This window comes from Paracoccus sp. PAR01 (genome assembly GCF_014851995.1).
Classification (GTDB): domain Bacteria; phylum Pseudomonadota; class Alphaproteobacteria; order Rhodobacterales; family Rhodobacteraceae; genus Paracoccus; species Paracoccus litorisediminis.
In genome coordinates this window covers 105198-128889 of record NZ_JACVAW010000011.1, presented here as the reverse complement: position 1 = coordinate 128889, position 23692 = coordinate 105198, and the positions used below count along the sequence as shown (strand labels likewise).

Annotated in this window: 21 protein-coding genes; 10 read left to right on the top strand and 11 right to left on the bottom strand. The window is 63.3% G+C overall.

All coding sequences use genetic code 11. The features are described 5' to 3' along the window. The 5 genes from IB235_RS16660 to IB235_RS16640 all read right to left on the bottom strand — a co-directional run. Nucleotides 1-706 (bottom strand): amino acid ABC transporter ATP-binding protein (locus IB235_RS16660; RefSeq protein ID WP_192337636.1); only part of this gene is annotated, 706 nt, incomplete at its 3' end. After that, complete coding sequence (locus tag IB235_RS16655; protein WP_192337635.1) at nt 707-1615, bottom strand: amino acid ABC transporter permease; 909 nt, start codon at nt 1613-1615, stop codon at nt 707-709. A gap of 223 nt (nt 1616-1838) precedes the next feature. Beyond that, nucleotides 1839-3257 carry a Hint domain-containing protein gene (locus IB235_RS16650; RefSeq protein WP_192337634.1) on the bottom strand — a complete coding sequence of 473 codons (1419 nt, stop codon included), beginning with the start codon at nt 3255-3257 and terminating at the stop codon, nt 1839-1841. 197 nt (nt 3258-3454) lie between these two features. Then, entirely contained in the window at nt 3455-4084 is a 630-nt protein-coding gene (locus IB235_RS16645; RefSeq protein WP_192337633.1) for a nucleoside triphosphate hydrolase, read from the bottom strand. 32 nt (nt 4085-4116) lie between these two features. Continuing rightward, nucleotides 4117-5253 carry an ROK family protein gene (locus IB235_RS16640; RefSeq protein WP_192337632.1) on the bottom strand — a complete coding sequence of 379 codons (1137 nt, stop codon included), beginning with the start codon at nt 5251-5253 and terminating at the stop codon, nt 4117-4119. A 152-nt stretch (nt 5254-5405) separates the two neighbouring features. On the opposite strand from IB235_RS16640, the gene IB235_RS16635 reads away from it, so the two are divergent. From IB235_RS16635 to IB235_RS16615, 5 genes are all read left to right on the top strand, one after another. Further along, nucleotides 5406-6440 (top strand): sugar ABC transporter substrate-binding protein, encoded by a 1035-nt coding sequence (locus IB235_RS16635; RefSeq protein WP_192337631.1) that lies wholly within the window; start codon nt 5406-5408, stop codon nt 6438-6440. A 67-nt stretch (nt 6441-6507) separates the two neighbouring features. Beyond that, on the top strand, nt 6508-7530 hold the full coding sequence (locus IB235_RS16630) for an ABC transporter permease (protein WP_192337630.1): 1023 nt from the start codon (nt 6508-6510) through the stop codon (nt 7528-7530). Beyond that, a complete protein-coding gene (locus tag IB235_RS16625; protein ID WP_192337629.1) occupies nt 7506-8309 on the top strand; it encodes an ATP-binding cassette domain-containing protein in 804 nt (267 codons plus the stop codon). Before IB235_RS16630 ends, IB235_RS16625 begins: the two co-directional genes overlap by 25 nt. Before the next feature lie 17 nt (nt 8310-8326). Further along, complete coding sequence (locus tag IB235_RS16620) at nt 8327-9319, top strand: hypothetical protein (protein WP_192337628.1); 993 nt, start codon at nt 8327-8329, stop codon at nt 9317-9319. 33 nt (nt 9320-9352) lie between these two features. After that, complete coding sequence (locus tag IB235_RS16615; RefSeq protein WP_192337627.1) at nt 9353-10384, top strand: carbohydrate kinase family protein; 1032 nt, start codon at nt 9353-9355, stop codon at nt 10382-10384. Nucleotides 10385-10426: 42 nt separating this feature from the next. Here IB235_RS16615 and IB235_RS16610 read toward each other — a convergent pair whose 3' ends face one another. The 4 genes from IB235_RS16610 to repA all read right to left on the bottom strand — a co-directional run bounded on the left by IB235_RS16610 (nt 10427) and on the right by repA (nt 15451). Further along, nucleotides 10427-11320, bottom strand: a complete 894-nt coding sequence (locus IB235_RS16610) for a LysR family transcriptional regulator (protein ID WP_192337626.1) — start codon at nt 11318-11320, stop codon at nt 10427-10429. A 648-nt stretch (nt 11321-11968) separates the two neighbouring features. Continuing rightward, nucleotides 11969-13120: a plasmid replication protein RepC gene (repC, locus tag IB235_RS16605; protein WP_192337625.1), complete on the bottom strand. Its 1152-nt coding sequence runs from the start codon at nt 13118-13120 to the stop codon at nt 11969-11971. 178 nt (nt 13121-13298) lie between these two features. After that, the gene (gene repB, locus IB235_RS16600; protein ID WP_192337624.1) at nt 13299-14267 is read right to left on the bottom strand and encodes a plasmid partitioning protein RepB; all 969 of its coding nucleotides are present in this window, start codon (nt 14265-14267) and stop codon (nt 13299-13301) included. Continuing rightward, nucleotides 14264-15451 (bottom strand): plasmid partitioning protein RepA, encoded by a 1188-nt coding sequence (gene repA, locus IB235_RS16595; RefSeq protein ID WP_155041718.1) that lies wholly within the window; start codon nt 15449-15451, stop codon nt 14264-14266. The genes repB and repA overlap by 4 nt, the downstream gene beginning before the upstream one ends. A gap of 220 nt (nt 15452-15671) precedes the next feature. Here repA and IB235_RS16590 point away from each other — a divergent pair, with 220 nt between their 5' ends. Both IB235_RS16590 and IB235_RS16585 read left to right on the top strand, forming a co-directional pair. Next, on the top strand, nt 15672-15914 hold the full coding sequence (locus tag IB235_RS16590; protein ID WP_155041719.1) for a helix-turn-helix domain-containing protein: 243 nt from the start codon (nt 15672-15674) through the stop codon (nt 15912-15914). Next, nucleotides 15914-17230 (top strand): HipA domain-containing protein, encoded by a 1317-nt coding sequence (locus IB235_RS16585; protein WP_192337623.1) that lies wholly within the window; start codon nt 15914-15916, stop codon nt 17228-17230. The genes IB235_RS16590 and IB235_RS16585 overlap by 1 nt, the downstream gene beginning before the upstream one ends. A gap of 96 nt (nt 17231-17326) precedes the next feature. Here the strand turns inward: IB235_RS16585 and IB235_RS16580 are convergent, their stop codons facing one another. Then, entirely contained in the window at nt 17327-18214 is an 888-nt protein-coding gene (locus tag IB235_RS16580; RefSeq protein ID WP_192337622.1) for a LysR family transcriptional regulator, read from the bottom strand. Nucleotides 18215-18298: 84 nt separating this feature from the next. Between IB235_RS16580 and IB235_RS16575 the strand changes: the two genes are divergently transcribed. The 3 genes from IB235_RS16575 to IB235_RS16565 all read left to right on the top strand — a co-directional run bounded on the left by IB235_RS16575 (nt 18299) and on the right by IB235_RS16565 (nt 22354). Beyond that, nucleotides 18299-19441 (top strand): CaiB/BaiF CoA-transferase family protein, encoded by a 1143-nt coding sequence (locus tag IB235_RS16575; protein WP_192337621.1) that lies wholly within the window; start codon nt 18299-18301, stop codon nt 19439-19441. A gap of 3 nt (nt 19442-19444) precedes the next feature. Next, nucleotides 19445-20572 (top strand): acyl-CoA dehydrogenase family protein, encoded by a 1128-nt coding sequence (locus tag IB235_RS16570; RefSeq protein ID WP_192337620.1) that lies wholly within the window; start codon nt 19445-19447, stop codon nt 20570-20572. A gap of 363 nt (nt 20573-20935) precedes the next feature. Continuing rightward, a complete protein-coding gene (locus IB235_RS16565) occupies nt 20936-22354 on the top strand; it encodes an alkaline phosphatase D family protein (protein WP_192337619.1) in 1419 nt (472 codons plus the stop codon). A gap of 7 nt (nt 22355-22361) precedes the next feature. On the opposite strand, the gene IB235_RS25595 is transcribed toward IB235_RS16565, so the two are convergent. Continuing rightward, nucleotides 22362-23654 carry a S8 family serine peptidase gene (locus IB235_RS25595; protein WP_255524362.1) on the bottom strand — a complete coding sequence of 431 codons (1293 nt, stop codon included), beginning with the start codon at nt 23652-23654 and terminating at the stop codon, nt 22362-22364. Nucleotides 23655-23692 lie beyond the last annotated feature (38 nt).

Here is a 23692-nt window from a genome sequence, read left to right as displayed (position 1 = left end):
CGGATTGGGCCGGGCCGCATTCGCGGACCTCGCCATCGATCATCACCACGACGCGGTCGGCGACCTCGCGGGCAAAGCCGATCTCATGGGTGACAACGATCATCGTCGTCCCGGAAGATGCAAGGCGACGCATCACCTCCAGTACCTCGCCCACCAGTTCGGGGTCCAGCGCCGAGGTCGGTTCGTCGAACAGCATGACGCGCGGCTCCATCGCCAGCGCCCGCGCGATCGCCACCCGTTGCTTCTGCCCGCCCGACAGCTGTGCCGGATAGGCCTGTTCGCGGGCGGACATGCCGACCATCTCCAGAAGCGCACGGGCCTTGGCGATGGCCGTGTCCCGCGACTGGCGGCGCACCACGACCGGGCCTTCGATGACATTCTCCAGCACGGTCTTGTGCGAGAACAGGTTGAAGTGCTGGAACACCATGCCAAGCTGGCTTTGCTGCTGGCGCAGCTGATGCACCGGCAATTCCTGCAGCACATCGCCGCGCAGCGCATAGCCGATGATCTGGCCATCCACCCAGGCATAGCCGCCATCGGGCACTTCCAGATGGTTGATGCAGCGCAGCAATGTCGACTTGCCACTGCCCGAGGGGCCAAGGATGCACAGCACCTCGCCATGCGCGACATCGATGTCGATGCCCTTCAGCACCTCATGCGTGCCATAGGATTTGCGGATGCCGACGGTGCGGACAGCGGTGGTCATTCACGCCTCCCTGGTCTTGAAGAAGCTGCGCAGGCCGCGGCTGGGCCTGGCCCCAACGACGGTCGAGCGGCCGAAATGCCGTTCAAGGTAATACTGGATCACCGACAGCACCGTGGTGCCGGCCAGATACCAGATGGCGCAGACGAACAGCAGTTCGATCACCGCCCCGTTGATGAAATAGATCCGCTGCGCCGCGTTCAGCATCTCGGTCATCGAGATGGTCGCCGCCAGCGACGAGAACTTCAGCATCCCGGCGGCGGAATTGCCCAGAACCGGCAGGATCATGCGGATGGTCTGCGGCAGGATGATTCGCCGCATGGTCTGGACCGGCGTCATGCCCAGCGTATGCGCCGCCTCGACCTGGCCGCGATCGACCGACTGGATGCCGCCGCGCACCACCTCGGTCAGGTAGCTGCCCTCGTTCACGCCAAGGCCGATAACCGCCGCGACAAAGGGCGTGACCACTGCCACCATCTTGGCGTCGATCAGGCCGGGAATGTACAGCGTCGGAAAGACCAGCGCGATGTTGAACCAGATCAGCAATTGCAGCAGCACCGGCGTGCCGCGAAAGATCCAGACATACAGCGCCGCCGTGCCCCGCATCACCGGGTTGGCCGACAGCCGCATCATGCCGAAGACAAAGCCCAGCACGATCCCCAGCACCAGCGCCGCCGCAGTGATCATCAAGGTCCAGCCAAAGCCGCGGATGATGGTCGGGGCGGTCAGGAACTCGCCCACCACCGCCCACTGGATATTGCCGGTGGCAAACGAGCGCACCAGCAGCGCCAGCAAAGCCACGATGACCGCACCGCCGATCCAATGGCCGGGATGGCGGAGGGCACGCCGGCGCAGCCCCTCTGCCGAAGGCAGGCGCGAGGCGTCCGTGATCTGTTTTGCTGTCTGGGTCATGCTAACTTGTACGGTTGTTCCTACAACTTAATAACCGAACCACGCCCGATCCTGTCAAGCTTGTTGTTGAAGAATCTTCACGGATCTATCGGGACGAGAACTGCTGGGCGTAGGTCTGGTAGCAGCGATCCCGTGGATCCTCGCGACATGGTCTGGCGCCCCGAGACCCAACCGTCATGCAAAAGGCCCCTCATCCGAGGGGCCTTGGCAGGCCGTGCGAGGGTCAGTCCCGTCGGGTGCTGGTCGCGAGCAGCGGTTGTTGTTGCTGCGTGTGGCGCAATACCAGTTGCCGGGCGCGGCGGCCGGATTCGGGGATTTTCCGGGCGCTTTCGCGGATGCCCGGCGTGGCCAATTCGGGGAACAGCCCGAGGATTTCATCGCGGGCGGCTTCGTCCATGCTCAGCAGCGCTTGTGGGCCGGTATGCAGGCTTTCGGATTCGATGCCGTTGGCAAAGACGACCTGATGCTTGTCGAAAAGGAAGTGGAAATACTCGACCTCGGTCGCGGTATCGTCCACCGAAACGCCCTCCATCCCAAGCAGGTGTTTGGCGGCGACCAGCACTTCGGTCGCGCTGAACATCCGCTGCGCGATCCGCGAACGCGCAAGGATGCGATGCTGGGGCGAGACGAGCAGATCGCGCTCTGGCCGACCATTCCCCAGCGCCCCTGCCGCGATGCGGATGGGCAGAAGCCGGGGGTTTTTCTGCAGGGTGGCCGCGTCCAACTTGCGGCTGCCGATCCAGCGGATCGGACACAACCAGTCATCGGCGGTCAGGACCATATCCCCGACGCTTAGGTCCTCGACCAGACATTCGCCATGCTCGGTCATGATGCCGGTGCCGCGTGCAAAGCAGACCACGTTGACGTTTTCGATATCGGTGACGTTATTGCCCAGATCATCCGGGTCGGTCTGGGTGGTCAGGGTATCGTCACCATCGCCGCCGCTGATATCGCCAAGCGCACCAGAGCCAAGATCACCTAGGTTCAGCGCGTCATCGCCCGCGCCCAGATCGACATTGCCACCGGTCGCGGCGTCCCCGACCGTCACGGCATCGCCGCCGCCCCCGGCCAGAATGTCGCCAAAGCTGGAACCGCTGCCCAGATCGACGCTGTCATCGCCCGCGCCTGTGGTGACGTCATCCATGATGCTGTTGTCACCCAGCGAAATCGTGTTGCCATCGTCGCCGCCGATGATGTCGATATCGCTTCCATTGGCATTGAAGTTGTCGCCGGTGGTGAAGCTGTTCTCACCATCGCCAAGATTGACGTCGGTCGCAGTGTTGAAATTGTCGCCCGCCGAGACGTTATCCGGGCCCTCCGCCGAGCCGTTATAGGAGCCCAGCGAACTGTCACCCCCGGCATTCACCGTCGATGATGCGGCATTGCCCGCATTGATGGTCACCCCGCCTGCATCCACGCCGGAACCGATCGAGAAGCTGGGATTCATACCCGCATCACCGCCGATGCCGACGCTGATGCCATTGGGATTGCTTTCATCGAACTGGACGTTGAAGTTCACGTCCGCGCCACCCGGATTAACGAAGGTCACGTCTTCGGACAGCGATGGATCGATGACATAGGTGTCACCATCATTCACAATGACATTGCCCGCATTGTCGTCAGTGATGATGATCGTGGCCATGGCGGAACTCTCGACTGTTGCGGGGAATCCGCCGAGAACCTACCGCAGCGCGTGCATCATGCTCAAATCACCTGCGGTTATCCCGTCAATTCACGGGATCGATGCTCACCGGGATGCGGCTTGCACAAACATGCCGCCCACGTCGGTACCAGATCCCGCGTCTGCAAATGCCGGGTCAGAGCCATGCGGCGCCTGGCTTACCCCTGCGTCAGGGTGATATCCGCAACCTGACTATGCGCCAGCACCAGATCGGCATTGGGCAGGTCGTTGCCAAAGGCCTTGGCCTCGGCCTCGGGGGGCGTCATGCCCTGATCCAGCCAGCGGGATAGCAGGCGCCGTTCCAGTTCGGCGCGCGGGACGTCCAGACGGATAGTCAGGTCAAAGATCGGGCGCAACCCGGACCAAGGCTGCTGGTCCAGCAGCAGATAATTCCCTTCGACCAGCAGCAGCGGCGTCGAGGCCGCAATCAGCCTGCCCCCGGCGCGCGAGATTTCCAGATCGCGATCAAAGACCGGAACGGCGATCTCATCCTCAAGATTCGCGCGCAGGCGGGTCAGAAGCGCGCGCAGCCCACCCACATCAAAGGTCTGGGGCGCGCCCTTGCGGGCCAGCATGCCCCGCTCGCGCAGGACCGCATCGTCATAATGGAACCCGTCCATCGGCACGACGGCGCAGATGCCGGGCTGCGCGGCATTCAGAGCGTGGGCAAGGCGCGCGCACAGGGTGGATTTGCCGCTGCCCGGCGGCCCGGCAATCGCCACCAGCCTGCGACCCTCGGTCGCCAGCGTCATCAGCCGGGGCAGCAATGTCGCATCGTCACGGATCATGGGTGCAGCACCTGTGGGTTGGCGGTCATCGGTCAAGCGGGCTGGATCGGGATTTGTTCCATCGCAAGGAAGGCCGCGCCGCGCACGCCCAGATCCTCGGTATTGCTGGCCAAAGCGATGGTCAGTTGCTGCGTGGCCAAGGGCAGGCAGCGCTGGTAGATCAGCTCTCGCACCCCGGCCAGCATCGCCTCGCCGGCGCGGGCCAGTTGGCCGCCGATCACCAGCACCTCGGGGTTGAGCATGGCGACCAGATCGGCGCTGACCTTGCCCAGAACGCGGCTGCCCCGGTTCAGCGCCTGAAGCGCCTCGGGTTCGCCGCGCAGCCACAGCTCCATCACGTCGCGGGCGTCCTGACAGTCGAACCCCTGCCCGCGCAGGTCGCGGGCCAGCGCCCAGCCCGCGGCATGGGCCTCGGTGCAGCCTTGCTTGCCGCAGCGGCACAAAGGGGCGGGTTGCAGCCCGTGCTGGATATGGCCCAGATCGCCCGCCGTCCCCGAGGCTCCGCGCAGCAGCGCCCCCCCCACCATGATGCCGCAGCCGATACCGGTGCCCATCTTGATGAAGGCGAAATTCCGGCATTGCGGCCAGTTCAGCCGATGTTCGGCCAGACACAGCAGGTTCACGTCATTATCCACCGCGACCGTCAAGCCGGTCATCCGGCCAAGCGCCTCGCGGATATCCAGATTGTCCCAGCCATACATGACCGAGGGCATGGCGACCCTGCCCGTCGCCACATCCAGCGGCGCGGGCACCGACAGTCCCAGCGCCGCGACCGGGGCGGTGCGCGCGCTGGAACGATCCAGATTGGCGGCGGCCCCGGCAATCTGCGCCAAGGTCACCTGTGGATCGGCGCGCAGGTCCAGATCGAAGTTGCATTGGTCAAGGATCTGCCCCGACAGGTCGAACAGGCAGGCCCGACCCAGCCTTTCGCCCATATCGACGCCGACCAGATTGCGATAATCGGGATTGATCGCAAAACCCCGCGCGGGCCTGCCCCCGGCCGAGGGACGGCTGGGTCCCTCGGTCAGCAAGCCAGCCTCCAGAAGTTCGGTGATTCTTTGCGTGGCGGTGCCGCGCGACAGGCCGGTTTCGTGTTCGATGTCGCGCTGGGTCTGGGCCTGCCCGCTGCGGACAAGATGATAAATTGTCGAAGCGGCGTCTTTCCGCATGATTTCCTTGGCTTTCCGCATTGCGGCATTGCGATCCCGCTTCTGCATAATATTGGGCAAAAGATCGGCTTTCAATGTTTTAATTGACAGAACCTGTCCACACCCGTTCACTGGTCCCATGCGTGGAGGAGCGCGCATAAAGGGAGGAAATGATGAGCAAAAGAAGCTGGCTCGCCTGCGGCGCGGCCATGGCGGCGCTTTGTCTCGGCGTCTCGACTGCCCAAGCTCAGGACGACATCCTTGTCGGCCTGATCACCAAGACCGACACCAACCCCTTCTTCGTCAAGATGCGCGAGGGCGCCTCGGCCAAGGCGCAGGAACTGGGGGTGAAGTTCCAGGCCTTTGCCGGGAAATTCGACGGCGACAATGACACGCAGGTTCAAGCGGTCGAAAACCTGATCGCGGCGGGGGCCAAGGGCATCCTGATCGTGGCCTCGGACACCAAGGCGATCGTGCCGACCATCCAGAAGGCCAAAGATGCCGGGCTGCTGGTCATCGCGCTGGACACGCCGCTGGAGCCGATGGAGGCCGCTCAGGCCACCTTCGCCACCGACAACTTCCATGCGGGCGAACTGATCGGCGAATGGGCGCGCCGCACGATGGGCGATGAGGCCGCTGCCAAGGCCCATGTCGCCTTCATCGACGCGCATGAAAGCCAGCCGACCGTCGATGTGGCCCGCGATCAGGGCTTCATGAAGGGCTTTGGCATCGACATCAAGGACGCGGCGCGACGTGGAGACGAAGACGACCCGCGCATCGTCGGCCATGAGATGGGCGAGGGCTCGGAGGTCGGCGGCCGCAGCGGCATGGAAACCCTGCTGCAAAAGAACTTCGACGTGAACGTGGTCTATACCATCAACGAGCCCACCGCCGCCGGCGCGTGGGAGGCGCTGAAGGCCGCGGGCAAGGGCGATGGCTCGGTTCTGGTCACCTCGGTCGATGGCGGCTGTCCGGGGGTCAAGAACGTGGACGACGGCGTGATCGGCGCGACCTCGATGCAGTTCCCGCTGCTGATGGCCTCATTGGGCGTCGAGGCGATCGTCGAACACGCCAAGAACGGCACCGTGCCCGCCCCATCCGAGGGGCTGACCTTTACCAATACCGGCGTCAAGCTGGTGACCGACAAGCCCGTCGAAGGGCTGGAATCGATCACCAGCGCCGAAGCCCTGAAGCTTTGCTGGGGCTGAAACCCAGTTCGCGGCCCGCCCTGTTCGCGGGCCGCCCCTTCCATCCATGAACGCACGGGGGTGACGGATGTCGTCTGACGACACGCCACATTTCTCGGAACATGCGGGCTTTGGCCGTCGCGTGATCAACTTCCTGCACGGCAATCCGACGATCATCCCGTTTCTGGTGCTGATCATCGGGCTGGCGATCTTTTCGATGATCGTCGGCAAGCGCTTCTTTCACCCGTTCAACCTGTCGCTGGTGCTGCAACAGGTGACCGTCATCGGCATGCTGGCACTGGCGCAGACGCTGATCATCCTGACGGCGGGGATCGATCTGTCCGTCGGCGCGATCATGGTGCTGAGTTCCGTCGCCATGGGACAGATGGCACTGACCTTGGACCTGCCCCCGGAAATCGCGCTGCTGGCGGGGATCGCGGTCGGCGGGGCCTGCGGGGCGCTGAACGGGCTGCTGATTACTTGGCTGCGGTTGCCGCCGTTTATCGTGACGCTGGGCACATGGAGCATCTTCAACGCCTTCGTGCAGTTCTGGTCGCGTGGCCAGACCATCCGCCAGCAGGAAATCGCGGCCGAGGCGGCGATCCTGCAATGGACCGGGACCGCGCTGCAATTCGGGGCATGGAGGCTGACGCTGGGATCGGTGCTGATGCTGGGGCTGGCGGCGCTGCTGTGGTACATGCTGAACCGCACCGCCTATGGTCGCCACATCTATGCCGTCGGCAACGACCCCGAGGCCGCGCGCCTATCCGGCATCAGCACCCAGCGCGTGCTGTTCTCGGTCTATCTGCTGGCCGGGGTGATCTGCGGGCTGGCGGGCTGGGTGCTGATCGGGCGGATTGGCGCGGTCAGTCCTCTGGGCGGCGGCTCGGCCAATCTGGACAGCATCACCGCGGTGGTGATCGGGGGGACCTCGCTGTTCGGCGGGCGCGGCTCGATCATCGGCACGCTGATCGGGGCACTGATCGTCGGCTTCTTCCGCAATGGTCTGGCCTTGGCTGGCCTTGACGTGCTGTGGCAGGAGTTCTCGATCGGGTGCCTGATCATCATGGCCGTCGGTTTCGACCAATGGCTGCGGAGGATCTCGAATTGAGCGCGCCGAATACGCGCCAGCCGATCTTGGCCGCGCGCGATCTGCGCAAGGCTTACGGTCGCGTCGTCGCCATGGATGGGGCCGATTTCGACCTGTATCCCGGCGAGATTCTGGGCGTGATCGGCGACAATGGCGCAGGCAAATCCTCGATGATCGCGGCCTTGGCCGGTGCGGTCCGTCCCGATAGCGGCGAGATCTGGCTGGGCGGCGAACAGGTCCGTTTCGCCAACCCGATGGAGGCCCGCGCCAAGGGCATCGAGACGGTGTTCCAGACCCTTGCCATGGCCCCTGCCCTGACCATCGTCGACAACCTGTTTCTGGGCCGCGAATACCGCAAGCCCGGCTTTCGCGGGCGCTGGCTGCGGGCGCTGGATCGCACCCGGATGCGGGCCGAGGCGCGCAAGCATTTAAGCGAGCTTGGCCTTGCCACCATCCAGAACATCGATCAGGTCGTCGAGACCCTGTCCGGCGGCCAGCGGCAGGGCGTGGCCGTGGCACGGGCCTGCGCCTTTGGCTCGCGCGTCATCATCCTTGATGAGCCGACCGCCGCTTTGGGGGTCAAGGAAAGTCGCAAGGTGCTGGACCTGATTTTGGACGTGCGCCGTCGCGGCATCTCGGTCGTGCTGATCAGCCACAACATGCCGCATGTCTTCGAGATCGCCGACCGGGTGCATATCCACCGGCTGGGCCGCCGCATCGCGCAAGTTCGCCCCGACCAGATCAGCATGTCCGACGCCGTCGCCATCATGACCGGCGCGATGGCCCCTCCCACCGAATGAGACCAATGGAGAACCTGATGTACAGAATGGACGAGAAGCTCGGACGCATCCGGGCGGGAAAATATGCCAAGGGCGATTTCATCATCGCCGATGCCAAGGACGGCGATATGGGGCCGTCGATCAAATCCTCGGGGCCGAACCGGGCGAAGGACGGGACATGGACGCGCTATCGGACCCGTGCCGAGTTCCTCGACAAGATTCAGCAGATCGTCGAGCAGGATATCGTCGACATCATGCTGACCTCGGTATCGAACCTTGAGGCGCTGAACGAACGCGGCGTTTACAGCAACAGCCGGGTCAAGCCGGTGATCCGCGCCAATGACGCGACCGATTGCTGGGTGTTCCGTGGTGCGACCTATGCAAAGAAGCCGGCCCGCCCCTTCCGCACCGCCAATCCGGCGGTGGCAAAGGCGTTGGGAACGGATCTGGGCCTGTATTCGATCACCTTCAACAATGATCTGGACGCCGATTACTTCGCTCTGGATGAATTCGCGGCCTTTCGTGATGATGCATTACATAACGATTTCAGATACTTCCTTGAAGTCTTCAACCCCAATGCCCCGGTAGGCCTTGCCCCCGAGGATATCCCGGCCTTCGTCAATGACGCGATGATCCGCTGTCTGGCCGGTCTGAGCACCCGTGAGCGGCCCGAATTCCTGAAGATCCCCTATAATGGCCCGGCGGCGCTGGAGGAACTGGCCAGCTATGACCCCTCGGTCGTCGTCGGCATCCTTGGCGGCGGCGCGGGCACCACGCGCGACTGCCTTGAACTGATCGCCCAGATCGAGCGTCACGGTGCCCGTGTCGCGCTGTTCGGGCGCAAGATCAATCTGGCTGATGACCCGCTGGAAATGGTGCGGATGATGCGGGCCGTAGCGGATGGCGATCTGAATTCGGAACAGGCTGTGCGCGAATATCACGGTGCTCTCGAACGGCAAGGCATCACGCCCACGCGCGCGCTGGACGAGGATGCCCAGATCACCGAGGCGGTTCTGAAAGCTGCCGCCTGACCCCCAATCACGGCCCAATCACGGAATGCATCAATGGAACGGAACGGGTTCGTCACCGGCGGCACCTGGTGTGTCGACTACAACATGACCCTGCCCCACTGGCCCCGAGAGGAGACGGCGACCCGTATCCTCTCGGGCAGCCGACAAGGCGGTGGATCGGGCTGCAATTTTGCGGTCGACATGCGCCGGCTGGCGCCCGAGATCCCGGTCTCGACCATTGCATTGTGTGGGGATGACAGCGATGGCGCGCTGCTGCGTGCCATCGCACAGGAACACGGGATCGACGCGCGGTTTCACGTCGATCCTGCGGTGCAGACCCATCGCACCATGGCCTTTACCGCGCGGGACAACGGCCGCCGCACGCATCTGTTTCAGGCGGAATCCAGCGACCACCTGACCCCCGATCATTTCGATTTCCGGGACTCGCGGGCCTTCATGCTGCATCTGGGTCTGCCCGGCACCCATGCGCTGATGGATGCGCCCTGGCAGGGTGACGCGAATGGCTGGGTCAGCGTGTTGCGCAAGGCACGCGACACAGGGCTGCGCACGAACCTCGAGGTCATGACCATCGAGCGCGACGTCTTGCAGGCGCTGGTCCTGCCTTGCCTGCCGCATCTGGATTACCTTGTGGTCAACGACTACGAAATCGGCGCGCTGACCGGGATCGAGACCTTGCCGGATGGCGCTACCTCGGTTCCCGGAGTGCTACGGGCCGCGCGGCGCGCACTGGAACTGGGGGCGATGTCTCTGGTCGTGGTCCACTTCCCGCAAGGCGCAGTCGCGGTTACGCGCGACGGTACGGTCGCATCGCAACCCTCGGCACTTGTGCCGAAGTCGGCCGTCGCCGGGACCAATGGCGCGGGCGACGCCTTTGCCGCGGGGTTCTTTTGCGGGCTGCATCGCGGACGCGATCTTGGTGAATGCCTGACCTATGCCCATTCCTCGGCAGCAGCCTCATTGCGGTCGGTTGATACCTATGGCGCGATGGAGCCGATCGAGACCTGCCTGACGCTGGCGCAAGGCTATGGCTGGCGCGAACCGCTTCAGGTGGGCGACAGCGTATAACCGCGTCTATCCCCTGATTTGCGGATGAGGCCGAGCTACAAGCTAATCGCTCACACTGTCTGCGAGGCGCTGACGCAACCAGGCTTGCGCAGGGTCATGTTGCAGCCGCTCATGCCAGACCAGAATTTTGCGAAAGCCGTCCAGCAGCACGGGCGGCTCACGCAGGACGATACCCCCCTCGCCCGCTAGAAGCCGCCGCGGGATCATCGCAATCAGGTCCGAGCGACGGATCAGATCGATCAGCACCGCAAATCCTGGCAGGCTGATAACGACGTTCCGCTTCCGCCCTACCCTTTCAAGTGCATCGTCCGTGGCCCCACGAAGCTCCGTTCCGTCATGCGACATGATCGCGTGATCCAATGCGCAGAAGCTGTCCAGATCCAGAGGGCGCGATGCTGCAGGATGGCCATCGCGAAGGATCGCTACATAGCTTTCATCGAAAAGTCCGCGTGTGCGCAGGCTCTCGGTCGACATGTTCGACGTGACCAGCGCCAGGTCCAGATCCCCCTCGGCCAATTGCTGGGGGAAGTCAGCGACAACTGGACGCACGGACAGCCGGATGCTGGGTGCCTCTCGACGCAGGCCATCCATAAATGGCAGGACGACGGCACGTTGGGCGTAATCGGTCGCGGCGATCCGCAACGTCAGCGCGGCTCGGGCCGGATCGAAAACCTCGGGTTCTAGCAGCGCCTCGACCTGTGCCAGCGCGGCTTTTAGAGACCCGGCCAAAGCCTCGGCCCGAGGTGTTGGCAAAATGCCCCGTTGGGTGCGGATGAACAGCGGATCATCCAAGGCCTCACGCAGGCGGGCCAGCATGCCACTGACCGCGGGCTGGGTTACCCCCAACCGATCTGCGGCGCGGGTCACGGAACGGGTTTCCAGCAGTGCATCAAGGGTTCGCAGCAGGTTCAGATCGAAAGCCTTGATATCAGCCATGGGAATGTCGGATGTCATTAATGGTGATTGGCATTATATCAGGGAGGCTCCGATATCTGCCGTATCAATGCAAGATAGGAGATCAGTATAAGCTACATCATCTGGCCTGAGGGCTTTGCGCCGGAATTCACCGAAAATTTCACCTCGAACGAGGTTCTCGTCATCGACCTTAATGCGGAGGTCTGGTCGTTTCTGACAACCCCTGCGCCGCAGCCCATCTATTACCGGAATGCGGTGGATTTTGATGAAGGGTTCCGAGATTGAACCGGGTTATGGCGTTCTCGTCGGCACTTTCAGTTTTGGGGTGGAAATTGTCTGCATAGCGTTTGTGTGGGTGGTTTGGGACCAAGGGCGTCCGGACATTCATCATGCTTGGTTGATCGGGATGCAGCAGGTGGCTGTTGTACTTCTTGATGCAAGAGACCCAGCCCGATGCTCAATCGGCATCAAGAGTGATAGAAGGCCTGATCGCGATCGCCCGCTCCGGATTGGGTCAATTTCCTCAACACTAGGCCTACAGTCTACGATAACGGTGATTTGCTAGCGCGACTGTCCCTTACCTTTCTATTTTATTGTTAGCGGCATGCCCGACTCAGTACAAATCCGATATCGCGCGGATCAGCGAAACCATGTTCACAGCTGTGAACTTCAAGTCGGATTGCGCATTAACGCACTTATCATTGGCCCGGCTGAGAATGCGCCCATCGCAGCTTTTGCCGACAAGGTTTGCAGGTATGCCCCAGACGAACGAATGGTAGTGAACCGCTGCAACATGGCAGCCAAGACAACGGCTGCGGTATCCCGGCCCATATGGCGTTTAGCTTTGGCCCATGTCGCGTTACAGACCCCCATCATCGGTCTGACTTTCTCGGCAAGGTTTACGAAGTCGCTCCAGTGTCGGATAGGCTGCTCACAATAGGCGACTATCTCAGGGCAGGTGGCTAGAACCAATCCTAACGGGATGTCATTTTTCGTTCGGGACGCCGTTGCGTTTTCTACGCTCATTTCAGATTCAAGATATTCTTTATTTGATCTCTGATAGTGCTGCTCAGTTTCGGCAGCATTGGTGCTCATTTCATCGGATTCGATTTGGGTAGCGGAGGGTGGACAGGTCGAGCTGCGCAGTTGGTCGACCGCGGTTTTCAGATCGCGATTGATCTGATCAAGTTCGGGCAGGGTCAGTTTGCGCCGCAGCGCACGCCCAGTCAGGGAAAGCAAATCTCGGAACCGGTCAAACGACCCAATGGACGGTTGGGCAAGCTCAAGCAGTCCGTACAGATCGCGTCGCATCAGGCTGGTGGCCTCACGCAGTTCCTGCACGTGTTGTTCAGCTGAGCGAACTGCAGCTGCCGCGGTGGTGAATTCTGCGAAGCGGTGGATTAGCGGTGACAGGTCGAAGCCGTAGGCCGTCGCACCCATGGCAGAGCGTCGGACGTAGCGCTTGCCATTCGGGCTGTCGCGTCGACCGATGACGCCTGCGGTAACTAGATTACCCAGATGCCGCCGCATGGTCGAACAGGGCATGCCATTCAATCTTTCACAGATCGAATCATTTGATGGATGGATGACCAGCTTCTCGGGTTGGTCCAGATTGCTGCCGGGATAAAAGCTCAACAGTGCTTGAAGCACGGTCATGTCGCGGTCGGTCAAACCGTACCGCGTACGAGCTGTGGCCAATTCACGCAAAGCGTCCCATTTATTAACCGCCTGAGCGGGCAGGGGCTGCGTTTGCATCTGATGCCGCTGCAATTGGACAGCATCAATCCTTCGCCTAAACGACGTGATGGGAACATAACCCATGATTCTTATCACGAAGACAAAGAAGAACCCGGCTCCGAATCACTTCGGGGCTTGCAGTCGTCACCGTCGCGGACTACCTTGGATTTGCTACGATCAAAGGGGTCTCGTGAAGGTTATGCTTTGCGGGACCTTTTCCTTGGCTTGTTCGTGCCTCCCTTGCCTGTTGCTCCTGCCTTCTTCAGCCGCGCTTTTGCCAGCGGGTGTGAAGCTCTTCCATCGCAGCGGCTGCCTGCTCCTGCAGCCATTCCGCGAATGCATCGTTGTCGGTCCTGACATCCAGCCGAATGCCGTCCTTCGTGCGCGTGACTCTGCCTGCAGGCTTGCCGCCCAGCGTCAGCGGGTGCGTGGCACTGCGAATGGTGGGGGCGGGCAGGGTCGCAGCTTTTCGTAACCGTTTGCTTACCGCCTCGAACGCTGCGACCGAGGGATCGGCAACATCAGGCTCAGCCTCGTGTTGCGCGCGCCCAGCGATCACCGCCAGTTCATCGCGGTTGAGATCGGTTGATTGCAGGTCTTTGACCAGCGCCTCCCAGCGGGGGCGGCCGATGCCATGGGCCGGGCCAATGGCTCGCGCCAGCTCCGGGCCAACCGCCCGGGCAACCGAAAGTGCCATTGAAATCGCGGATTTGGTGACATTCAGCACTTCGGCCACTTCGGCCTGAGTGCCGAAGCCGTTTTCGGTCAATTCATGGGCAAACAGGGCGCGTTCCAGAAAGGACAGGTCGCGTCGCGCTGTGTTTTCAGAGGCTTGCGCGCGCAAGGCGGTCTTGTCGTCCATCGCCGCGATCATCGCACGGACCTTGCCGACCCGTTCTGAAGCCCGCACGGCTTCAAGTCTGCGTCGGCCGTAGACCAGCAAGTAGCGGTCGGCGGCCGCAGGATCGCGACGCACCAGAATCGGCACGGTCTGCCCAACGGCTTCGATCGAGGCGCGCAGGTCCTCGACATCCTTCGGATTCAAGCGGTCTGCGGTGCGGTCGTCGCTGATCTGCTCGGGGTCCAATTCCCAGATGCGGTGGCTATCGACCGCGTCGCGGGCCGAGCGCAGCGCACTGTTTGTCGTCATCATCGACCCAGCACCTGGCCCTGCGCCCGCCTGTGCCAGATTGTCCAGCAGCGACATACGCTTCCTTTTGCTGTCGGTCATGTCCGGCCCCAGGTCTTCTGAATCAGTTGTGCGATCTCGTCATTGACGGCATTCAGGCTTTCGATCGCGCGGTCGTAGGTTGAGCGGGTAAAGGCTGAGCGGTCCACCTCATACAGCGTCTGCTTGGTCAGGCCGGCATCTGAAATCGCTGTAGATTTCAGCATCGGCGCGTTCAGCACGGTGTCGCCATACATGGTGCGCAAAAAGGCCACGATGCGATTTTGCGGCGCGTCTGTCGGCTCGTATCGGGTCAGCAGATAACGCATCCAGTCATGCGACATGTCGGCGCCGCTTTCCGCGATCACGTCCATCAGATCTGCAGTCATGCGCAGGAACTGGCTCATCGACATCACGTCGAGCATTTCGGGATGGATGGTGACCAGAACACCAGTTGCGGCTGACAGTGCCGACATCGTCAGAAAGCCCAGTTGCGGCGGGCAGTCGATCACCACCACGTCGTAATCGTCATCGACCTGTGCCAAGGCTTCGCGAACACGGAAAAAGAACAGACCCGCATTACCTTGTGCCAACGCGCGAGGGGTTTCGTGCTCGAATTCCATCAACTCGAGGTTGCCGGGAATCAGGTCGAGATTGGGGATATACGTCTTGCGGATAACCTGACGGATCGGGGTGGGGTCCTGATAGCGGATGGCATCGTAAAGCGTGCCGCCATCCTGCAGGTCGAATTCCGGCTGGACTCCGTGCAGTGCCGTCATCGAGGCCTGCGGATCCAAATCAATCGCCAGCACCCGGTAGCCCTTTAGTGCCAGGCGTTGTGCCAGATGCGCCGAAGAGGTCGTCTTGCCCGACCCCCCTTTGAAGTTCATCACGCCGATGATCTGCAGGTGATCGCCCGCGCGCCGTCCGGGCAGATAATCTCCCGGCTTTCTGGCTGTTTTTTCAAGAAGTTGGCGAAGTTCCTGGATATCTTGCGCCGAATAAAGTCTGCGGTTCCCGGCGGTCAGTTCGGGCGAGGGACCCTTGCCATCCAGGTTCAGCTTGCGAAGATAGCTGTCATTGATTCCCAGCAGCGCCGCCGCCTCACCCGAGGTGAACTTGCGCATCGCCTTTTGTGCGTCTGGCGGAAACAGGCTTTCGCGCTGCGCATGGAGTTGCGACGCCAGCCATTCCGAGTGCTGACGGATGACGCTGTTCAGGTCGTCCTGCACGCTGTCTCTGCTCATTTTGCCCGCTCCGCTTTCGGCGTGTTCACGGTTTTTGCCGTTTAGCCGCGCTTTTTCGTGACTATTGATTGATTCTACCATCGTTGCAAGAGTTTTCCCGGCGCCTCCGATACTTGTCACGGATTCCTACGAAATCCGGCACGCCGTTCTTGCATTTCCGTGTAAATTTTGCCGTTATACATCGAAGTGTATAAACCTGAAAATTACAGGATAATGTATCATGACGGCTCCACGTTCGGCCAATGATCTGGCGCAGATCCTGCGCCAAGCCCGTCGTGCGCAGCGGCTGACACAGGCCGAGCTGGCGGGCAGGGCGGGGCTGCAGGCACATCACATTTCGAATATCGAAAACGGCGTGACCAATCCGACCGTGACGACCGTTCTGGCGTTGCTGGCGGCCTTGAATCTGGATTGGCAAATTGTCCCGCGCGACCGTGGCGCCGCAATCGAGGACATTTTCTGATGGGGCGCAAAGCCAAATCCGTGCCGCTTGCGGTCCATGTCAACGGTCGCCGGGTGGGCACCCTGACGCGCGACGCGGATGGCGCAACCAGCTTTGCCTATCATCCCGATTGGCTGTCATGGCAGCACCAATTCCGACTGTCGCTGTCCCTGCCGCTGACCGATGAGCGGCAGCGCGGCCCGGCAGTGCTGGCGGTTTTCGACAATCTTCTGCCCGATAGCGAGGCCTTGCGCCGATCGCTGGCCGAGCGGATGGGGGCAGGGGGGGCCGATCCCCATTCGCTGCTCGCGGCGATTGGCCGCGATTGCGTGGGCGCCATGCAATTCCTGCCCGAGGGCGAAGATCCCGGTCCGGCCTTTCCCAATGACAGCCTGCCGCTGGACGAAGGCCAGATCGGACGAATGCTGCGAGATCTGGATCGCCATCCGTTGGGGTTGGAGCGCGATCAGCCGTTCCGCATCTCGGTCGCGGGGGCGCAGGAAAAGACCGCAGTGCTTTGGGACAACGGCTGGCGGCTGCCGCTGGGGATGACGGCGACAACGCATATCCTCAAGACTCGCATGGGGCAGCTACAGAATGGCATCGACATGAGCACGAGCCTGGAAAACGAGCTTTTGTGTCTGAATCTGGCGCGCGCCTTTGGTTTCGACGTGCCCGAGGCGCGGATTGTGGATTTCGACGGCACCGCGGCGCTGGTGGTCGAACGTTTCGACCGCCGCCTGTCCGAAGGTCGCCGCCTGCGCCTGCCGCAGGAGGATCTTTGTCAGGCGCTGGGGGTGGCTTCGACGCGGAAATACGAACAGGATGGCGGACCGGGAATCGTGGATTGCCTGAGGCTGCTGGCCGGGTCGGTCGACAGTCTGCAGGACCGCGAGACCTTCCTTGCCGCGCAGATCTTCTTCTGGATGATTGGCGCGACCGACGGCCACGCCAAGAATTTCTCGATTTTTCTGGGACCGGGCGGTTACCGGATGACGCCGCTTTACGATATCCTCAGCGCGGAACCCGCCCGCGCCTCGGGCCATATCCGACAGCAGCAGATGCAGATGGCCATGGCGGTGACCGGTGCGTCGCGGCACTATCGGCTGAGCCAGATCCATCCCCGCCACTTTGTCCAGACCGCCCAAGCCGCAGGTCTGGGCCAAACGGTCATCGACGCTGCCTTTGCCCGATTGACCGCCCACAGCCCTGTTATTTTCGATGAGATCGAATCCGCGCTGCCAGACGGTTTTCCCGACGCCGTGCGCCTGCCGATCCTGGAGGCCGCGCGGCACAGGTTTGGCGTGCTGCGTGGTTTTGTAGGCGAGAAGATTTGAGGTAAATACCTAGGTCCCTTGCAATCCGCATAAAGCCCACTCAACGCGGCTAAGTTAAGCGAAGCAAAACAAAGAATATCGTGAACAGGCGCCCCCTCAAATCAAATCCTCGGCCATGGCGCTGAAGCTCGTCATAGCCGGGGTGGAGTCGAACCGCGCGGCGCGGATCAGGACCACCCGGCTTGGCGGTAGGGTGCCGGAAAGTGGGCGGTCGATTACCCGGCGTCCGTCATAGGTCTGATCATAGGGCAGCTCGGTTGCCAGCAAGCCAACCCCGTGGCCATTCGCGACCAGCGCGCGCAGCATTTCGATCGAGGCGGTCTCGTATGCAATCGCCGGGCGGGCACCAGAGATCTGGAACAGGGACAGGAAATAGCCGCGGCTATGCGGCAGCCCGATCAGGATCAGCGGGTCCTCTGCCAGATCACGCAGGTCGATGGACGTCTGGTCGGCAAGCCGGTGGTCCGGCGGCAGGACCGCACGCGGCGGAATTTGGGCCAGTTCACAGACCTCAAGGCCTGCCGGCAGACCAGCATCATAGACCAGCGCAAGATCCAGCTCTCCGGCCAGCACCGACTGTGCCAGAGTCGCAATGTCCCCTTCGACCAGCCGAATGCTTGCACCCGGATTTGCTTGGGTGAAATGGCGCATCAGCATCGGCATATAGCGCGGCCCTAACGTCGAGAAGACGCCCAGCCGTAGCTGTTGCGCCGTCTCGCCCTCGCCGTCGAACAGGGTGCCCGCTTCGGCCCGCAGCGCACGCAATCTGGCAATGCGATCGCGACCAAGGGGCGTCGGTTGCATGCCTTGTCCCGGCAGACGCAGGAACAGGGGGGCGCCGAAATGCGCCTCGAACTGCGCGATCGCGACCGAGATCGAAGGCTGTGACACATTGGTCAGCCGTGCCGCGGCGGCGGTCGATCCGGTCTCGGCGACGGCAAGCAGATAGTCGATCTGGCGAAAGCCAAAAGGAATAGGTTTCATTCATCTATTCTATATCGAACTATTATTTCTGACTATCGCCAACCGACGGCTAGGTTCAGGTCAGACCGAACCACAGGAGCCTTCATGACATCGCAACCTCTTTCCGGCCTGCGGGTTCTGGACTTCACACGGGTTCTGGCCGGGCCCTATGCCACCGCGCTGCTGGCCGATCTGGGGGCCGAGATCATCAAGGTCGAGGGGCCGGGCGGCGACGAATACCGCCATATAGGCCCATTCCGCGATGGTGAAAGCGCGCTGTTCCAGACCGCCAACCGGGGCAAGCGCTCGATCCTGCTGGACCTCAAGGATCCGGTCGACCGCGATGTCGCGCTGGCACTGGCCGACCGCGCCGATGTGATTGTCGAAAACTTTCGCCCCGGCGTGATGGCCCGTCTGGGCCTTGGCCCGGATCAGTTGCGCGCCCGCAACCCGCGTCTGGTCTATGCCTCGATCTCGGGCTTCGGCCAAAGCGGCCCGAACCACGAACGTCCGGCCTATGACATCATCCTGCAGGCGATGAGCGGGATGATGGCGCTGACCGGGGACCCAGACGCCGCGCCGATGATGGTGGGTGAGGCGGTCGCCGATGTCGCGGGCGGTCTGTTCGCCGCCTGGGGCATCATGACGGCGCTGTATGAGCGGGAACGTACCGGGCAGGGCAGGGAGATCGATGTGGCGCTGTTCGACGCGCTGGCCTCGATGATGCCGACGGCGGCGGCGCGGGTGCTGGTCTGCGGACAGGACCCGGTGCGCAGCGGCAACCGTCATGCCCTGTCGGCACCTTTCGGAACCTATCCGGCAGGGCAGGGGCATTTCGCGGTGGCGGTGTTGAATGACCGGTTGTTCGCGCGCTTTGCAGCGGCGATCGACCGGCCCGAGCTGATCGACGACCCTCGCTTTGCCACGGATGCCGACCGCCGCCTGAACGAGCCCGCATTGGCCGAGGCGATCACCACCTGGGCGGCGGGCCTTGATGCAGAGGGCGCGGTTGCGGCGCTTTCGGCGGCGGGCATTCCTGCCGCGCCGCTGTCAACCGCGCGCGAGGCCTGGACTTCGGATCAGGTCATGGCGCGCGGGCTTGTCTCGGCGGTGGATCACCCGCAGCTCGGCCGCATCGACCTGCCCGAGCAGCCGGTCCATTTCGCCGGCGCGCCCCGTGGGATGCGCCGCCCCGCACCCGGACTTGATGAACATGGCGCGCAGATCCGTGCCGAACTGGAGAGCTGAGACATGGATTGGACCGAAGACGAAAGCGCGATCCTCGATCAGATCGAACGGTTCGCAGCCGATGTGCTGGCCCCCCGCGCGGCAGAGCTTGACGAGACCCAGACCTTTGCCATCTGCCATCTGCCGATGATGTCCGAACTGGGGCTGATGGGGCTGAACCTGCCCGAAGACGATGGCGGGCTGGGGCTGTCCGGTCCCGCACTTTACCGAGCGGTCGAGATCATCGCCGGGGCCTGCGGATCGACCGCCTCGATGCTGACCGCGCATTACCTTGCCACCGACAGCCTGCATCTGGGCGCGGACGCCGAACTGCGGGCGCGCATCCTGCCCCGCGCGGCGGCCGGTGCGCTTGGCGCCTTTGCCCTGACCGAGCCTGAGGCGGGGTCGAATCCTGCCGACATGCGGACCACGGCCCGGCGCGAGGGTGCGGGATACCGTATCCGTGGCTCCAAGGCCTTCATCTCGAATGCGGGCGCGGCGGAGTTCATGGTGGTCTTTGCCAAGACCGACCCCGATGCCGGGGCGCGCGGTGTCTCGGCCTTTCTGGTCGAGCCGGGGGTGACGCCGGGTGTCTCGGTCGCGGCGGCCGAGCGCACGATGGGCCTGCGCGGTGGTCATGTCTTTGGCGTGACCTTCGACTGTCTGGTCCCCGAGGAAAACCGCATCGGCGCCGAGGGCTCTGGTTTTCGCACCGCCATGCGGGTTCTGGACAATGGACGCATCGAGGTCGCGGCGCAGGCAACCGGCATTGCCGCCGCCGCCCTTGACGCCTCGATCCGCTATGCGCAGGAACGTCGGGTCGGTGGCCATCCGATCGCCGATTTCCAGGGGCTGCAATGGATGCTGGCCGACAGCGCCAACGACCTCGCGGCGGCGCGCGCCTTGGGATATGCCGCCGCACGCCTGCGCGGCACCGGCACCCGCTACGCCACCGAAAGCGCGCATGCGAAACTTTTCGCATCCGAGGCAGCTTGGCGCATCGCCGACCGCGCGCTGCAGGTTCATGGCGGCTATGGCTATTGCCGCGATTTCCCGCTGGAGCGCTACCTGCGCGACCTGCGGATCTTCCGCATCTACGAAGGCAGTTCCGAAATCCAGCGCACGATCATCGCGCGGGGCCTGCTGGCATAAGACATAGCGGCGCAGCTTTGCTGGAACCTTGTGGGAAAGGTCGGTCCATCCGACCTTTCCCATCTGATCGTTGCAAGGATGATCTGTGGGGGATTCATTCCCCGAACCCATGCTGCTAGATGGCCCGCATAACCGGGTCGCTTTGACGGGCATACCAAGCGCCCGACCTGACCTGATCGTGAGGCGTCAAATAGGGCGCCGAGGTTGCGACACGGAATCGCCGCAACTACATGCCCTTAGCCGTTGGGCTTTGCCCGTGGTTCAGGACGCATGCGGACTCGCGTGACTTTCTCCTGAAGACGCAAGACCGCAGGAACCGTGCCGCCCAAGCGGCACGGCGCGAATGAAGTTTGAAAGGACCACATGACCCAGACGACCAAGGCCATCGGGCCGATCCTCTATCTGGATCATGTCGACGATCAGCAGTTTCATCTGGCGGCGCTGTTCATCCTGCCCAAAGGGGCCGAGATCCCCGCGCTGGAAACCTCGTTTGGGCAAGTACAGCCGCAGGTACTGACGGAATATGACGCGGCGACGGTCTATCGCGCGCGGTTCAGCCTGCCGCCGGGCGCGCAGGAATATCGCTGGAATGGCGAAACCTATCCGCTTCACCTGAACCTTCAGGACGACACCCGACTTGCCTTTGTGTCCTGCAATGGCGAGGAGACCGGCGATCTGGACCGCGAGGGGTCTGAGCGGAACGTCATGTGGGCGCGGCTGCGGGCCGAGCATCGCGCCGCCCCCTTCGCGTTGCTGCTGCATGGGGGCGATCAGGTCTATGCCGATGAGGTGACCGATGGCCATCCGCTGACCCAGAGCTGGCCCTCAAGCATCCCCGACGATCCCGGTGACCTGAGCAGCCTGCACCGTCATTTGCGAGAGCGTTTTCTGGAACGCTATGCCGCGCTTTATACCTCGCCGGATTTCGCGTGGCTGGCGGCGCGGGTGCCGGCGGTCATGCAATGGGACGATCACGACATCTGCGACGGCTGGGGCTCATTGGCGCGCCGGGCCACGAATTCCGCTGTGGGCCGGGCGATCTTTGCCGCCGCGCGCGAGGCTTATCTGATCTTTCAGGCTGCGGCGGTGGATGGCGATCTGCCCGCGCGTTTCGCGGACCCGCAGGGCGGTCATCTGGGCTGGGCGATCCATGCACCGGGATTCCGGCTGGTCGCGCCCGACCTGCGATCGGAACGCACGCGCCGCCAGATCATGGGGCCGGGGGGCTGGGCCTTTATGGAAACCCAGCCGCCCCTGCGTCCGGATGAACGCTGCATCCTGATGTCCAGCGTGCCGTTGCTGGGGCCGCGGTTGTCGCTGCTTGAGGCGCTGATGATCGTGGTCCCGCGCATGCAGCGCTATGAGGACGACCTGCGCGACCAATGGCAAAGCCGCGGCCATCGTGAGGAATGGCGGCGGATGCTGCGCCTGATGGTCGAGATGGGCCGCGCCGGGCAGAATGTCATCGCCGTCTCGGGCGAGATCCATCTGGCGACTCGCGCGGTGATGCCGCTTGATGCGGGTGCGGTGCTGCACCAACTGGTCGCCTCGGGGATTGCTCACCGCCCGCCGCCCAAGGGCTGGGCGCGGTTTCTGGGGGCGCTGTCGACGCTGGGCGACGATCCGATTGCGGGCAAGCATATCCGGATCGAGCGGATTCCGGGTCAGGTCGGGCGCTATGTGGCCCAGCGGAATTACCTGACGCTGGACCGCCGCAACGGCGCATGGCACGCCTGCTGGCAGCTTGAGGACAGCGGCCGTTCACCCGAACTGGCGCTGTGAGCCGCCGCTAAAGCCCGCGCGCCGCCGTGCAGGCCGGGGCGGGCCGGACCAACCCGTGACCAAAGACATCATCCGGCCCGGCCTTGCCCAGATCGCGCGCGCCCTGTTGCAGTCGCGCGCGAACTTGCGCGGCGGTCAGCTGCGGTTCGGATTGTAGCAGCAGGGCCGCGGCGGCGGTGACGAAGGGTGCGGCGAATGAGGTGCCGGTCTTGGTCCGCGCCCCGCTGATCGAGGCCGCAGTCCAGACATTCACCCCCGGCGCGGCCAGGTCGATATGCTTGCCCCGGTTGGCGCGACGATAGACCTGTTCGCGCCGGTCGACAGCGGTGACGGCGATGACCTGCTCATAGGCAGCGGGAAAGGCCGGTTTCGCTGCCGGGCCGCCATTGCCCGCTGCGGCGACCAGCACGATATCCTGTTGGGCCATGCGTTGGATCTGGCGGCGCAAGGCCTCGTTCGGGGGACCGGCCAGCGACAGGTTGACGATGTCGACCTGCTCCGCGGTCAGATAGTCCAGCGCCTCAACCAAGGCAAAGGCATCGGCGCGCTCATCCTCGCGCTGCTTGTGAAAGGCATCGACGGCGACCAGTTCGGCCTGCGGCACAAGGCCGGGGGAACGGCTGTCCGCCCGCCCGACCAGCAGCGCTGCGACTGCCGTGCCATGCAGCGCATCCGAGCGCGCCAGCCCCTTGCCCTGATCGATGCGGTGGATGCGCATGCGCGCATCCTTCAGCACGGCGTGATCGGCATTCAGCCCGGTATCGACCATGCCGATCCGCACCGGGCTGCCGCAGCCAGACGTATCCGCTGGCCATGCTATCATCTGCCGCGCCGGGCAATCCGCGCCGGAACAGGCCGGGGCGGCATTGCCGGGGCGGTAGAAATGGTTGAAATCCGCCGCATTGGCCGACCCCATGTCTCGCACCATGGCGCGGGCTTCCTCCATCGACATGCGATCGGGTTTGCGCAGACGGTGCAGCGGCGCACCATCGGCAAGTGTCACCCTACGCAGCACGCGAAAACCGGCATCCTGCAGGACCTGCAGATCGGCAGGCGACAGGCCGCGCGCGATCACCTCGTTCGGCGCGCGCTGGGGCAGGGGGGCGGCGCGGATGACAGGCGGCGGCGCAGGACGGCGACGGACGGGCGCATCGTCATCATCATCGTCGTCATCCCCCCGGTCATCATCGTCGTCATCGGCCCATGCGGCGGCAGGCCCCCAACCCCGTGGTTGCGGATTCAGGTCGGCCATCATCACGGCCAGCGCAAGGCTCAGGAACAGCAAGGGGTGGCGCGGCATCATGTCCTCCAGCCGGGGTTTCTGGACATTCTACGTTC